The 15256-nt window shown below is 36.8% G+C and carries 12 protein-coding genes; 8 read left to right on the top strand and 4 right to left on the bottom strand.

All coding sequences use genetic code 11. The annotated features are described in order from the left end of the window. The first annotated feature begins 1 nt into the window (after nt 1). The 4 genes from ilvB (at nt 2) to rnc (ending at nt 3034) form a co-directional block, all read left to right on the top strand. On the top strand, nt 2-1687 hold the full coding sequence (ilvB, locus tag FYJ80_RS02395) for a biosynthetic-type acetolactate synthase large subunit (RefSeq protein WP_154424532.1): 1686 nt from the start codon (nt 2-4) through the stop codon (nt 1685-1687). A 164-nt stretch (nt 1688-1851) separates the two neighbouring features. Further along, entirely contained in the window at nt 1852-2037 is a 186-nt protein-coding gene (gene rpmF, locus FYJ80_RS02390) for a 50S ribosomal protein L32 (RefSeq protein WP_154424531.1), read from the top strand. Between the two features lie 11 nt (nt 2038-2048). Then, complete coding sequence (gene acpP, locus FYJ80_RS02385) at nt 2049-2291, top strand: acyl carrier protein (RefSeq protein ID WP_154424530.1); 243 nt, start codon at nt 2049-2051, stop codon at nt 2289-2291. Between the two features lie 2 nt (nt 2292-2293). Further along, complete coding sequence (gene rnc / locus FYJ80_RS02380) at nt 2294-3034, top strand: ribonuclease III (RefSeq protein ID WP_320595935.1); 741 nt, start codon at nt 2294-2296, stop codon at nt 3032-3034. Between the two features lie 36 nt (nt 3035-3070). Here rnc and FYJ80_RS02375 read toward each other — a convergent pair whose 3' ends face one another. Next, nucleotides 3071-3850, bottom strand: a complete 780-nt coding sequence (locus FYJ80_RS02375) for an Rpn family recombination-promoting nuclease/putative transposase (protein WP_154424528.1) — start codon at nt 3848-3850, stop codon at nt 3071-3073. 166 nt (nt 3851-4016) lie between these two features. Continuing rightward, nucleotides 4017-5372, bottom strand: a complete 1356-nt coding sequence (locus FYJ80_RS02370; protein WP_154424527.1) for a CCA tRNA nucleotidyltransferase — start codon at nt 5370-5372, stop codon at nt 4017-4019. Between the two features lie 124 nt (nt 5373-5496). Between FYJ80_RS02370 and ileS the strand changes: the two genes are divergently transcribed. Genes ileS through trpS form a run of 4 tightly spaced genes read left to right on the top strand, consistent with a single transcriptional unit; the run spans nt 5497 to nt 10774 of the window. Continuing rightward, entirely contained in the window at nt 5497-8625 is a 3129-nt protein-coding gene (gene ileS / locus FYJ80_RS02365) for an isoleucine--tRNA ligase (RefSeq protein WP_154424526.1), read from the top strand. After that, nucleotides 8622-9527 carry a hypothetical protein gene (locus FYJ80_RS02360; RefSeq protein ID WP_154424525.1) on the top strand — a complete coding sequence of 302 codons (906 nt, stop codon included), beginning with the start codon at nt 8622-8624 and terminating at the stop codon, nt 9525-9527. Before ileS ends, FYJ80_RS02360 begins: the two co-directional genes overlap by 4 nt. 1 nt (nt 9528) lies before the next feature. Further along, entirely contained in the window at nt 9529-9747 is a 219-nt protein-coding gene (locus FYJ80_RS02355; protein WP_154424524.1) for an FmdB family zinc ribbon protein, read from the top strand. Between the two features lie 13 nt (nt 9748-9760). Next, nucleotides 9761-10774 carry a tryptophan--tRNA ligase gene (trpS, locus tag FYJ80_RS02350; RefSeq protein ID WP_154424523.1) on the top strand — a complete coding sequence of 338 codons (1014 nt, stop codon included), beginning with the start codon at nt 9761-9763 and terminating at the stop codon, nt 10772-10774. A 177-nt stretch (nt 10775-10951) separates the two neighbouring features. Here trpS and FYJ80_RS12030 read toward each other — a convergent pair whose 3' ends face one another. Further along, nucleotides 10952-12196, bottom strand: a complete 1245-nt coding sequence (locus FYJ80_RS12030) for a 2-hydroxyacyl-CoA dehydratase (RefSeq protein WP_154424522.1) — start codon at nt 12194-12196, stop codon at nt 10952-10954. After that, complete coding sequence (locus tag FYJ80_RS02340; RefSeq protein WP_268878550.1) at nt 12193-15102, bottom strand: acyl-CoA dehydratase activase; 2910 nt, start codon at nt 15100-15102, stop codon at nt 12193-12195. Before FYJ80_RS02340 ends, FYJ80_RS12030 begins: the two co-directional genes overlap by 4 nt. Nucleotides 15103-15256: the final 154 nt, after the last annotated feature.

The following is a 15256-nucleotide window of genomic DNA, read 5'->3' as shown; positions in this document are numbered from 1 at the left end:
ATTGCAAATAACAGGTGCACAATTAATAATAGAATGTCTTATTGAACAGGGAGTTGACCGTGTATTTGGTTATCCAGGTGGTCAGGTAATCCCTCTCTATGATGCATTGTATATGAATAGGGATAGAATTAAACATATCCTTACAGCCCATGAGCAGGGTGCTAGCCACGCTGCTGATGGATATGCTAGATCCTCTGGAAAGGTTGGTGTATGTATTGCAACCTCTGGTCCTGGTGCTACTAATCTTGTTACAGGATTAGCTACAGCATATATGGACTCATCTCCAGTAGTTGCTATTACAGGTAATGTTCCTGTAACTCTTCTTGGTCGCGATAGCTTCCAGGAGGTTGATATTACAGGTGTTACTATGCCTATTACTAAGCATAACTACATAGTAAAGGATAAAAATGAGCTTGCAGCAACTTTGAGAGAGGCTTTCAAAATTGCTAAAGAGGGTAGACCAGGTCCTGTCTTAGTTGATATCCCAAAGAATATTCAGCAGGATTTAATTGAGTATGAAAGAGTTGAGATCGAGCCAGTAAAGAGAAGCACCTCTAGATTAAGAGATGATGATATTGAAAAGGCTATTAATTTAATTTCATTATCAGAGAGACCTATGTGCTACATTGGTGGTGGCGTTATTAGATCTGATGCTTCAGCTGAATTAGTTGAATTTATCGATAGAATTGATGCTCCAGTATGTTCTTCTCTAATGGCATTAGGAGCTGTTCCAAGCTTTAATCCACGTTTTACTGGTATGGTTGGAATGCATGGAACTAAGGTTAGTAATTTAATGGTCAACTCCTGTGACCTATTAATAGTCATTGGTGCTCGTTTCTCTGATAGAGTTATTAGTAAGGGCTCTACCTTTGCAACTCAAGCGCGTATCCTTCAGCTCGATATTGATCCAGCAGAGTTTGACAAAAACATTATCTCTGATAGTCATGTTGTTGGTGATATAAAGGAGATATTAACAATTCTTAACTCTCGCCTTGAAAAGAGAGAGCATAAGGATTGGATGGATAGAGTTCAGGATGCAAAGAGACGCTTCCCTATGAAGGTAACCTTAGAGTCTAAAAGACCTAGAGAGATTTTAAAGGCTCTTGATGATGTTCTTTCTACTGAGAAGGATGCATTTGTTGCTACCGAGGTTGGTCAGCACCAAATGTGGGCAGCTCAATACTTAAAGCACAACAAGCCAAGACATTTCCTTACTTCTGGTGGCTTAGGTACCATGGGCTTTGGTACAGGTGCTGCAATTGGTGCTCAAATTGCTAATCCTGAAGCAAGGGTAGTAAATGTTGCAGGTGATGGTTCCTTTAGAATGAACTGCAATGAGCTAGCCACTATTGCAAGATATAAGCTCCCAGTAGTTATCCTAGTCTTTAATAACCATTGCTTAGGTATGGTTAGACAGTGGCAAAACCTATTCTTCCAAAAGCACTATAGTGAGACTACTCTTGATACTCCACTTGATTGGGTTATGCTTGCTAATGCTTATGGCGTTAAGGGTATGAGATTAAAGGCCGATGATGATGCTGAAGCAATCTTGAAATCTGCATTCGAACTTAATGAGGGTGTAGTTGTTGATTGTGAGATTCCTATCGATGATAAGGTTCTTCCAATGGTTGCTCCAGGGGCATCAATTAATGATATGATGGGCTTTATCGATAACGAAGGGAACTGAGCAATTAGTTTTTCTTGACACAGAAGAATAATCTGTTAATAATAGTATTGTTAGCAGATTATTTTCTACAATAAGAAATTGGCTCGGTATTGACGAATATTATTGATATTGGTAATATCGTAAAAGTGTCTTATCACGGAAATAAACTAGAGAGGTTAAAATAAATGGCAACTCCAAAGTATAAAACATCAAAATCTAAGGCAGCATCACGCAAGGCTGCTAACATGAAGCTCGCAGCTCCAACTCTTTCCCCTTGCCAGACATGTGGAAACCTTGTTCCATCACACCAGGTATGCCCAAAGTGTGGTTACTACAATGGTAAGCAGGTCATCGAGAAGGATGCTGAATAAGGAGAATTAAAATGACACAAGATCAAGTTCTTGCAAAAGTAAGAGATCTCGTTGCTGAGAAGCTTTCTGTCGATCCTGCAAAGGTTGTTCCTTCTGCATCTTTCAGAAAGGATCTTGGCGCTGACAGCCTTGATACATATGAGCTTGTATATGCTATTGAAGAGGAGTTAGGCGTTACCATTCCTGATGATATGGCTACTGAGTTCGAGACAGTAGGCGATGCTGTCAAATTCTTAAGCGAACAGCTCGGCTGATTGTGGAAAAGTACTACCTAAAGGCTCCTCAGCTTAATCAAAAGCGTATTGAGGAGCTTTCAGTTTTTCAAGATACAATTGGTATCCATTTTACTGAGATAAGGTTGCTCAATCTTGCCTTTACCCATACCTCATATGCAAATGAGGTAATAGGTGATGTTGATAATAATGAGCGTCTAGAATTTCTTGGTGATAGTATACTTGGTATGGTAACTGCTGAGTATCTTTTCGAAAATCTTCCAGTTCTTAAGGAAGGTGATTTTTCTCGCATTAAAGCATCTGTTGTTTCTGAGGATAGCTTAAATGAGGTTGCTTTAAAGCTTGGTGTTTCTGATTATCTACTACTTAGTAAGGGTGAGGAGATGCATCAAGGTAGAAAAAAGAAAGCAATCCTTGCCGATTGTATGGAAGCAATAATTGCTGCTATTTACCTTGATAAGGGCTTTGAATGTGCAAAGAGCTTTATTCTTTCCTTTATTGTTGGGCAGGTAGAGAAGGTTTTAGAAGGTAGAAATAATAATAAAGATTATAAGAGCATATTACAAATTTACTTTCAAAAGAAAAAAAATAAAGTACCAGAGTATTTCTTGGACCATGTTGAAGGTCCTAATCATGAACAGAAATTCTTTGTTAAGGTTTTCTTGGGACAAAAGTGCTATGGTATGGCAGAAGGAAGTAATAAGAAAATGGCAGAACAAAATGCTGCTCATTTAGCTCTTAAGCAGCTTGGACTTTGTGATTAAAGAGCAATAGCTTATAACTACTGCTCTTTTTTGTTCTTAAATATTATACCCTAATGATTTAGCGATAGATAAGAACTCTTCTTTAGGTAATTTTGAGTTCTCAATTGCACAGTCTAAGGTAATATTGCCTTTTTTAACTAAGTCTAATAAAGCTTCAGCCCTGCCTGATTTAAAGGATTTTTCAACATTCCTTGCAACATACTCACGCATAGCTTCACAAACTTCGTCTTCACCAATTTCACTTGTCTTATAATACATAGTACACTCCCTAATTACATCGTCTTTCATTGTCTTATAATCACTTGATATAAGGCTTTGCATTAAATTGTCTAATTCTTCTCTGCCTTTATTCTTTGCATTTATATAAATTATACGACTGCCATCATCAAGTGACAACTTCGATTGGTCATCATACCTCTTAAATTCATATAACTGCTTACCTTTATCAAAGATATCATCCTCCATCAAGAATATAACAATTTGGTCCTTTATTTTATTATAGTCCTTTTCTCCAGCTTCCAAAGTATATTTAACATCTATTGCCGATGATATATACCTTGCTCGCTTTCTCAAATTACCCGTGTTAGTTGCTTGTACCTCTATGTTATATAAATTACCCTCACTATCAACTGCAAGGCAGTCTAGTATGACAGAGTGACTATCTTTAAAGAGGTGAATATCATCTTGAGTATTTACACTTAAGATTTTTATATCATCTCTATTTAAAGATAATCTGACGATATGCTCTACAAGAATAATATTACCCTTAGCCATTGTTCGAAATAAGGTGTCATCAATTGGCCTTAATTCCTGCACAATTTCCCTTTCTTCTTTTGTATATTTTGTTCTTATGATCAAAATTATAATCCTTTTTGAAAATGTAGTATTTGGCGAGAAAGTATAACGAGAATTTACTTTCTCTTTTTTTATTACCTCCTACTAGTAATACAAAAAAATTTTTAATTTTTCACAAATTTGAGGTTTAAGACAATTTTGATAGAAATAATTTAGTAAGATTAATGAGCTTATCCCTATCATTTAGCGAAGGATCCTCAATAACCTCTTCGAGTAAGTATGAGAGAACATTTCCGATAGTTTTACCTTGAACATTAAATAAGCTTTTAATGTCGTTTCCATTAAGCTTTAAGTCTTTTAGAGTAAGCGCATTTTGAGTTTCTAGTTCTTTTTGAATTCTATTTTCAAATTCATTTAAGAGTGTAAAATCTGCTTTTTCATCCATTGATAGAGCATCTGCTTTTCTCAAGTCAAAGAGATATGGAATATCATTTATCCCTACACGTAATATAAATCTTCTAACAGCACTATCTGTCCAATTTGGAGTATATGAGAACATATGATTTTTTACTAAATTGGTTGTTCTCTCAATTTCTTCATTTGAGCACTTAAGCTCTGTTAGATTTTTTCTTGCAATATTTGCAGAGATTAATTCATGACCATAGAAGGTGTAGCCTTCTTGAGCGCTACCTCTACGAGCCTCTATTTTTCCAAGATCATGAAATAATATAGCTAGCTTAACTATAAATGGATAACCTAAGCTTTTAGCAGCCTCAAGCGCAGAAAGGGTATGAAAAAAAACATCTTCCTTATGATTTCCTAATTGCTCAAAGCCATATGCTTGGTCTAAGCATGGAATAATATACTTTAGCAACCCTGATTCTCTTAAGAGCTTAAAGCCATAAGAAGGGTTAGGGCTATCAATTATTTTAAATATTTCTTCTCTGATTCTTTCCTTTGAAATAATAGTTATTCTTGATGAGTCCTTTTTTATAGCATCGAAGGTAGTATCTTCAATTTTAAACCCAAGCTTTGATGCAAAACGTATTGCTCTTAGCATTCTTAATGCATCTTCATCAAAACGTTGCTTAGCACATCCTATAGCCCTTATAACTTTATTTTTTAAATCCTCAAGGCCATTGTGCAAATCTATAATAGCTCCATCCTTTGTAGAAGCAGCAAATGCATTTACAGTAAAGTCTCTTCTAGATAAATCTTCCTCAAGAGAGCGTACAAAGGATATATTATCTGGATGACGGCTATCTGAATACTTACCCTCTGTTCTAAAAGTTGTTATTTCATATGATTGCTTATTAAAGATAACTGTAACAGTTCCATGCTTGATCCCAGTTGGAATTGTTGCTTTTGGAAAAAGCTTTATTACTTCATCTGGTGTTGCATCTGTTGTGAAATCAGCATCATCATTTTCCTTTTTAAGGAGAAAATCACGAACTGCTCCTCCTACAAGATATAGTGAGAAGCCTGCTTCATTAAACTTCTTTCCGAGTGCTAACATGTCGCTATTAAAAGGGTATTTTGTCATCAAAAATAAGTGTATGAAAAAACTCATAAATATGCAAACACACGATTATAGTTTCTCTATGTCATATTGAACAAAATATGAGTATATAATAACATAATTGCAATATCTTTTAGGAGATTTCATAATGTTTAAGAGCGTAAACAATAAAGTTGATTTTGCTTCAATGGAAGAGGGTGTTCTCAGCTTTTGGAAGCAAAATGATATCTTTAAGAAGTCGGTTGAGGGTAGACCGGCTGACAATGAATATGTATTTTATGATGGACCTCCTTTTGCTACAGGTCTTCCTCACTTTGGTCACTTTGTTCCAGGTACAATAAAAGATGCAATTCCTCGCTACCAGACTATGAAGGGTAAGAGAGTAGTTAGAGGCTTTGGATGGGACTGCCATGGACTCCCAGTTGAGAGCTTAATTCAGAAAGAGCTTGGAATTTCAGGTCATAATGCTATAGTTGAATATGGTGTTGACCGCTTCAATGAAAAGTGTCGTTCATCTGTTTTGAAATATACTAAAGAGTGGGAATATGCCGTAAATAGAATGGGTCGTTGGGTTGACTTTGAAAATGGATATAGAACCATGGATAAGGACTATATGGAGTCCATTTGGTGGGTATTCAAGACCCTATATGACAAGGGACTTATCTATGAAGGCTTTAACATCCTTCCATATTCTCCTGCTTTGGCTTGTCCTCTTTCAAATATGGAGGTTAACCTTGGCGGCTATAAGGATGTAACAGATCCAGCTGTTACTATCCGCTTCGCAGTAGATGGTGAAGAAAATTCATATTTCTTAGCATGGACAACAACTCCATGGACACTTCCATCAAACCTTGCGCTTTGTGTAGGTCCAGATATTGACTATGTTAAGCTTGAGGATGTTGAGAGCCATGACTATTACTACCTTGCAAAGAACCTAATTGGTAAGTATTACAAGGATGCAAAGGATTATAAAATCGTTAAAGAGGTTAAGGGCTCTGAGCTAAAGGGCATGACATATGAACCTCTATTCCCTTACTTTGCAGACCTCAAGAAGCAGGGTGCCTTTGTTGTTGTTTGTGGTGACCACGTAACAACAGAGGATGGCTGTGGTATCGTACATACAGCTCCTGGCTTTGGTGAAGAGGACTACCAGGTACTTAAGGGTACTGGAATTCCTACAATCTGTCCAATTGATGAAGAGTGTAAGTTTACTTCTGAGGTTCCAGATTGGGAGGGTGTATTTGTTAAGGATGCAGATAAACCAATTATTCAGTGGTTAAAGGACCATGGTAAGCTCGTAAAGAGAGAAAACTACCTCCACTCATATCCATTCTGCTGGAGAACAGGTGCTCCTTTAATTTATAGAGCAATGAGCTGTTGGTTTGTTGATGTACCAAAGATTAAGGAAAAGATGCTTGCTGCTAATGAGCAGATTACTTGGGTTCCTGACCATATCAAGCATGGACGCTTTGGTAAGTGGCTTGAGGGTGCTAGAGAATGGGCTATTAGCCGTAATAGATTCTGGGGTAACCCAATTCCTGTTTGGAAGTGTGATGGTTCTGATTACATTGAAGTAATTGGTTCATGTGCAGAGCTTGAAGAGAAGAGTGGAGTAAAGGTAACAGACCTCCATAAGCACTTTGTTGATAACATCACATGGCCAAGCCCAGATGGAAAGGGAACAATGAGAAGAATTCCTGACGTTCTCGACTGTTGGTTTGAGTCAGGCTCAATGCCATATGCTCAGATGCACTATCCATTTGAGAACAAGGAAAGATTCGAAGCTCATTTCCCTGCTGACTTCATTAATGAAGGTCTTGACCAAACTAGAGGCTGGTTCTATTCACTTACTGTTATCGCAGCTGGTATCTTCGATAAGCCTGCATTTAAGAACTGTATCTGCTCAGGTATTGTATTAACTGCTGATGGTAAGAAGATGAGTAAGAGCTTACATAACTACACAGACCCAATGGAGATCGTTAAATCCTATGGTGCTGATGCTCTTCGCTTTGCGCTTTTAAATTCAACAGTTGTTAAGGCTGATGACTTAAAGTTTAGTGAAGAGGGTGTTAAGGAAGTAATTAAGACTTTATTACTACCTCTTTGGAATGCTTATTCCTTCTTTGTTACATATGCTAACATCGATGGATATACACCATCAGAGACACCATATGATGAGCTTGCTAATCCTCTTGATAAGTGGATTATCTCAGAGAGCAACCACCTTGTTGATGCAGTTACTAAGGCCTTTGATGCATATGATGTTCAAGCTGTATGTCAAGCTATTGTTGCCTTTGTTGATGATTTAAATAACTGGTACATCAGAAGATCAAGAAGAAGATTCTGGAAGAGTGAGAGTGATAGCGATAAGAAGAGTGCATATGATACACTCTATAAGGTACTCATGACATTTATAAAGGTATCATGTCCTGTCATTCCTTTTGTAACCGAAGAGATTTATCAGAATTTAAGAAGTGATGATATGCCAGAGTCAATTCATCTTTGCTCTTTCCCTGTTTACAACGAGAACGAGAGAGATGGTAAGCTCGAGAAGGAAATGAATCTTGTAATGAAGGCTGTTGCAATGGGACGTTCCTTAAGAGCAAACTCTAACCTCAAGGTTAGACAGCCTCTTTCTGTTTACTTCATTGTTGATAGAGATGATGAGGATAGAGCTATCCTAGAAAAAGATAGTGATATCATTCGTGAAGAGCTTAACGTTAAGAAGGTATTACTCCAAAGCGATGAGGGTGAGCTTGTAACATACTCTTGTAAAGCTAATTTCAAGGTACTTGGATCTAAGCTTGGAAAGAATATGAAGGAAGTTGCAGCTATCATTCAGGGCTTCACATCAAATAAGATTGCTGAAATCCTTGATGGTAAGGCTGAGAAGGTTGCTTTCAGTGCTGGCGAGATTGATATCACTAAGGATGATATCCTTGTTCAGAGAAGCGAGAAGGAAAACGTTAAGGTCGTTAACGAAGGTGCTTTGACAGTTGGTTTTGATACTGAAATAACTCAAGAGCTCTTAGAGGAAGGACTTTCAAGAGATCTAGTTAGAGCAGTTCAAACAAGACGTAAGGAAATTAATTTAGCTGTTTCTGACCACATCAGACTTACAGTATTCTCATCTGAGGTTGCTAATAAGGCATTTGAGAATTTTAAGGCTTATATTGCAAATGAAACTCTTTCTGATGAGATTATCATCGCAGATAACGATGGTATTGAGGCTGAAGTTGGAGAAGAAAAAGCAAAGGTAAAGGTAGAAAAAGTATGAAAAAATGGATCCTCCTCTTTGTTGTTGTAGTTTTATTACTCGCTTCATGTAAACACACACATGAATTTACAGATGGATATTATTTCCAAGCTATGGGGGAGGATTCTGAAATTGTTGTAACCGTTGATACTCAAAAGGCTAGAGAGGTAAGACCCTCTATTTTGGGTGTCAATGATTCTCTTCTAAATAGTATCCTAGAAAAGAGCTCACGTATTTCTGTCTCTCTTTCAAAGGATGAGTATTTAGAGGATGATCCTTATCCTGCTGATATTGCATCTATGGATATCTCTGGTGCAATAGAAGGGGATTATAGCAAGTTCATGATTAACACTGGACTCGGCTTTTCAAAGGAGTTCTCAAAGTTTAAGGAGGATGGAGTAAAGTTCTATTCAAATGAGGGTAGAACTATAGAGCTTGGTTCTCCTACCAATGGCGTTATACTTTTCTCTAATGATAGCTATGCAGAGCTCTATGATAGTACTATTAAAAATAGAGTTATCAAGATTAGTGATGAAAAGGCAAAGCTATTAGGTGAAAGTGTAATGGGCTTATATGTAAGATCTCCTCAGACAATGATTTCTCTTGGCTTTGATTTACCTTATTCTGTTATCATCCAGATGAGTGATGCAGTTATATATGTAATAGAGAATGAAGGTGTCTTCTACCTCTATGCTGATATTACAATGAAGAGTCCAAGCTTAGCAAAGACACTAAATACTCTACTTAGGAACCAAGTAGTTGCTGAGCTAAAGAGATTAGGTGAAAAGCCAGATTTCAAGGCTCTTGCTTTGCAATATTATACCGAAGATGATAAGGTAATGATTCGTGATCGAGTTATGAGTGAGAGTGAGCTTGCTGCTTTTGAGCTACAGATTAAAGCTGCTAGCGGGAGTTTAATTTAAAATGCCGATCTATAATTATAGATGCAAGAATTGTCATAAAGAATTTGAATTGCAGAGATCATTTAGTGATGCACCTTTAGAGGATTGTCCATATTGTGGTGCAAAGAAATCAATTAATAAGATATATTCTGATGTAGCTGTTGTATATCACGGCTCAGGATATTATTGTACAGATAATCCTCATTCTGGATCATGCAATTGTGATCATTGCAAACACTAAAAAAGGAAAGAATATGAAAAGGATATTAACAGGAGATAGACCTACAGGAAAGCTCCATATTGGACACTATGTTGGATCTTTACAAACAAGAGTTGCTCTTCAAAATGATTATGAAACCTTTATTTTGATTGCTGATGTACAGGCACTAACAACTCACTTTGAAAGACCTGAGTTAATTAATGAGAGTATTTATAATGTAGCAATGGATAATATTGCTGCTGGACTTGATCCTGAGAAGGTAACCTTTATTCAGCAGTCAATGGTACCAGCTATTGCAGAGCTTACAATTTTTTATTCAATGCTCACAACAGTTAACCACCTCTTGATTAACCCAACAATTAAGAGTGAATCAAGAAACTATGGCTTTGGAGAAAATGATGGTGATTTCAGCTATGATTTCTCTAAGCTTACATATGGATTTTTAGGATATCCTGTATCACAAACTGCAGATATTACCTTCTGTAATGCCGATTTAGTTCCAGTAGGAGAGGACCAGGTTCCTCACCTAGAGTTCTCTAGAAAGCTAGTTAGAAAGTTTAATGAGCTCTATGGTACATCAATTACTGTTCCTGATTACAAACTCTCTCAAGTTCCAAGACTTGCTGGCTTAGATGGTAATAGTAAGATGGGTAAGAGCTTAGGAAATGCTCTCTACCTTTCTGATACTCCAGAAGAGGTATGGAATAAGGTTAGAAACGCTAAAACAGATACTAATAGAATTAGTGTTAAGACTCCTGGAAACCCAGATGTTTGTGCTGTTTATCACTACCACAAGGCCTTCAATGCTGGAGAGGTTGAGAATGTTTGCTCAATGTGTAAAAACGCACAGATGGGATGTGTTGCATGTAAGAAGCTATTAAATGAAAAGCTTAATGCGCTTCTTGATCCAATGAGAGAGAGAAGAAGTAAGTATGAAGCAAATCCTTCCTTAATTAAGGAAATAGTTGCTGAAGGTACTAAGAAGGCAAATGAAATTGGAAATGAGAACATTCGCCAAATAAAAGAAAAGATGCATGTAACAATGTAAAAATATAGCTCTTTGGGATTTTCCTCAAAGAGCTTTTTTTTACGATTCTTAATTGAAAAGCCTCCTATATTAAAAAGGCTGGCATCTCATCCACCAGCCTAAGGAGGTGCAAACCCGGAATGGTCTACAAAACTACAGAATAATTATTTGTTTATAAAATAACTAAAGTCAAGTAAATTATTTCTTATTAAGATTTTCTTTAGCAACAGCAAGCATTAGCTTAATTCTGTTCTCTTGGTTTACCTTTGTTGCTGAAGGATCGTAATCGATAGGGACAATATTACTAAGAGGATATTGCTCCTTTAGAGGTCTAATCATACCCTTAGCTACTATGTGGTTTGGAAGACAGCCAAATGGCTGAGTACAAACTATATTAGAATATCCCTTCTTAATTAGCTCTACCATTTCAGCTGTTAGTAGCCAGCCTTCACCCATCTTACACCCAAGATCGATAATGCCTTCACTATATTTTTGAAGCTCCTTTATAGAAGCAGGAGCCTTAAAGCCATTTCTCTCTAAGGCATTTTCCATAACCTTCTCATAGGTATGTAGATATGGTAGTGCAATGTGCTTCATAAAGAATGCATATATAGGCTTTCTGCCATAATACTCATTATCTTTAATTCCATTGCTAAAGCCATATAAGAAGAAGCCTAGCATAGGAGGTAGCATTACCTCACACCCTTCAGACTCAAGAAAGGCTTCTAGGTTATTATTTCCTAGCATTGCATACTTCATGTAGATTTCTCCAACAACACCAACCTTGACCTTTTCTTCCTTTGTAACTGGTATTGCTTTGAAATCATCACTCATTTTATTTAAATTATTTTTTAAATTATGACCAAAGTAGCCTCTATTTTTCTCATAGTAGCTTGTAAGCTTATTTGTCCATTTTTCAATTAGCTTATCTGTATCACCCTTATTTACCTCATATGGCCTTACCTGATGAGAAAGCATCATGAGCATATCGCCATAAATGAGACCAGTAAATGCTTGAATAAGGATACTAGCTGTAATTTTAAAGCCAGGATTACTATTCATCCCCTGAAAGTTTAAGCTTATTACAGGGATTTGTGGGTATCCTGCCTTCTCTAAGGCTTTGATCAAGAGAAAGTAGTAGTTACTTGCTCTACAGCCTCCTCCAGTTTGAGTAATTACTAAAGCACATTTATTTGGGTCTACGATTCCACTTTTTATTGCATCTATCATTTGACCAATAACTAATAGAGCAGGGTAGCACATATCGTTATGAACATACCTTAATCCCTCCTCTATTACATTGTGAGAGTTATTATTTAGTAGGATACATTTATATCCATGAAGAGCTAATGGCGCTTTCATGATATTAAAATGGATATTAGACATATTAGGGATTAAAATGGTGTAATCCTTCTTCATCTCTTTTGTAAATGGTACACTCATTTTCTATCCTCCAAAGCTGCCAAGAGTGAGCGTATTCTTATTTTTACAGCACCTACATTTGTTATTTCGTCTATCTTAATTTGTGTATAAATCTTATCCTGCTTTCTCAAGATTTCTCTAACCTCATCTGTTGTTACTGCATCAAGACCACAGCCAAATGATACAAACTGAACTAGGTCCATATCATCTTGAGTTGCAACATAGCGTGCTGCATCATATAGTCTAGCATGATAGGTCCATTGGTTTAGTACATTAACATTATCCTTTGGAACTCTATTGCTAATTGAATCCTCTGTAATTACACAGCAGCCAAGTCCTGTTAATAAACGATCTATGCCATGGTTTGTTTCTTCATCAACATGGTATGGTCTACCAGCAAGAACAATAATCCTTCTATGCTCATTTCGAGCCTTAGTAATTAGCTCCTCAGCCTTTGTGCATACCTTTTTGTGGTAATCCTCAAGAGCTGAAAAAGCTTTTTCTGTAGCCTTCTTTACAGCACCTTTATTTAAACCAAAGGTTTCGCTAATACGCTTAATAAAGTGCTTTTTATTATCTACAGAAAGATATGGAATTAAGAGCTTAGTATTTCCTAGCTCTTGGTTTGCTTTTATAACCTCTCCATAGTATGCAACTACAGGACAGTTATAATGGTTATTACCCTTTTCCTCATCTACATTATATGATGAGCAAGGAATAAATATCATATCGACATTCTTTTCCTTAAGAAGCTCGATATGTCCATGCATAAGCTTTGCAGGGAAGCATACTGTATCACTTGGGATACTTCCTTGTCCCTTAACATATACACTTCTTGATGATTTTCCACTTACAACTACATTAAAGCCTAGCTCATCAAATAGAGTGTAGTAAAATGGTAGAAGCTCATACATACCTAAAGCTAAAGGAAGACCGATTGACTTCGCATCCTTATTCTTACTTTCTCTATCTAAATATGAGTAGAGTAGCTCCTGCTTATATTTATAAAGATTTAGCTCCTCTAAGGCTTTAGAATCCTTTTTAAGAGTTGGACGCTCACAACGGTTACCACTAATCATCTTACGCTCTCTAAAGCTATTTACAGTTAATAAGCAATGGTTAGTGCATCCATTACAATTTATATTTGTTACCTTATGAGAGAACTCATCGAGCTCCTCTTCAGTTAATATAGAGCTACTCTTAAGGTCTTCCTTAATTGCTCTCTTTTGAGCATATAGTGCTGCTCCAAAGGCACCCATTAGTCCAGCAATATTAGGTCTAATTACATCACGCCCCATCTCAAGCTCAAAGGCTCTAAGTACTGCATCATTTAAGAAGGTTCCACCTTGGCAAACTATATTCTTTCCAAGTGCATCGGCGCCTGGTGCTCTTATTACCTTATAAATTGCATTCTTTACTACACTGATAGCAAGTCCTGCTGAGATATCCTCAATAGGGGAGCCATCCTTTTGAGCCTGCTTTACAGATGAATTCATAAATACTGTACATCTTGAGCCAAGCTCAACTGGTGAGTGTGATTTTATAGCTAAGCCTGCAAACTCTGAAACACTCTTACCCATTGCCTGTGCAAAGGTTTGTAAAAATGAGCCACAGCCAGAGGAGCATGCCTCATTTAAGAAGATATCATCAATTGCACCATCTCTTATTTTAAAGCACTTAATATCTTGGCCACCGATATCGATGATAAAGTCAACATCAGGACGGAAGAACTTAGCGCCTAGGAAGTGAGCTTGAGTTTCAACTAATGAGTAATCAAGCTTGAATGCTGTCTTTAATAAATCCTCACCATATCCAGTAGATGCTGCTGCTCTAATATGTATATATGGAAACTCTGTATAAAGTGTTTTTAAAAACGATGTAACTGCCTGTACTGGGTCTCCATTATTTGATGAATACCTAGTTAGTAAAAGCTTTCCATCGATACTAATTAAACACATTTTAATTGTTGTAGAGCCTGAATCAATTCCAAGGTATGCATCTCCAACATAGCTTTTAGGATTCATAGCCTCAACAGTAGCCTTATTATGTCTCTCTACAAAGCTTTTGTAATCAGCATCACTATTAAAGAGTGGAGATAGCTGGTTAAAATTCCCTTTACCACTGTAGCTTTGAATTAATGAAATACATTCTGATATTGAAAGCTGTGTGGCTGATGGTGATAGAGCTGCTCCTAAGGCAACGTAATAAAGAGAATTTTCAGGACAAATTCCAGTAAGCTTTAACTCCTGGTCAAAGAAGTATCTTAAACGAGATAAGAAGGTTAGGGGACCTCCTAAGTAGAGGACCTTTCCCTTTATCTTTCTTCCCTGTGCTAGGCCTGCAATAGTTTGGTTTACTACAGCTAATAAAATAGAGGATGCTATATCCTCTACCTTTGCACCCTGGTTAATAAGAGGCTGGATATCTGACTTTGCAAATACACCACAACGAGATGCAATAGTATATATCTGCTTTGATTTCTTTGAGTAGTAATCAACCTCATCTCTACCAATTCCTAGTAGGGTAGCCATTTGGTCAATGAATGCTCCTGTACCACCTGCACAGGTACCATTCATTCTTACCTCAAGTCCATTTGTTAAGAAGAGAATTTTAGCATCCTCTCCTCCTAATTCTATTATTGTATCTGTATCTGGCTCATATTCCTTAGCTGCAACTCTAGTTGCATATACTTCCTGTACAAAGTTTATATTACACTCAGTTGCAACACCCATACCTGCTGATCCAGAGATTGATATAGTGACTTTTTCATCCTTTGTAAAAGGCTTTACCTTTTCTAGCATTTCTGCACTCTTTTCCTTTATTAAGGAAAGGTGTCTCTGGTAATCGGAATAAAGTATTTTTTTATCTTCGTCTAATAGAACGACTTTTATAGTTGTAGAGCCAACATCAATTCCTAAATGCAACATATAATGAAAAATGCTATTTGTATCGAAAAAAGTCAATTATGAATATTAACTATTTTATAATAGTAATTAGTTAATATGTAACAAACTGTAAGGTATGTGTTAAGAAAATAAAATTTCTGTATTGATTTAAAACTCCCCTAGTGCAAAGAAGCAC

The sequence above is a fragment of the Bullifex porci genome (genome assembly GCF_009695635.1).
Classification (GTDB): domain Bacteria; phylum Spirochaetota; class Spirochaetia; order Sphaerochaetales; family Sphaerochaetaceae; genus Bullifex; species Bullifex porci.
Note: the sequence above shows the minus strand (reverse complement) of the source record. Positions and strands in the feature narration are given on the sequence as shown.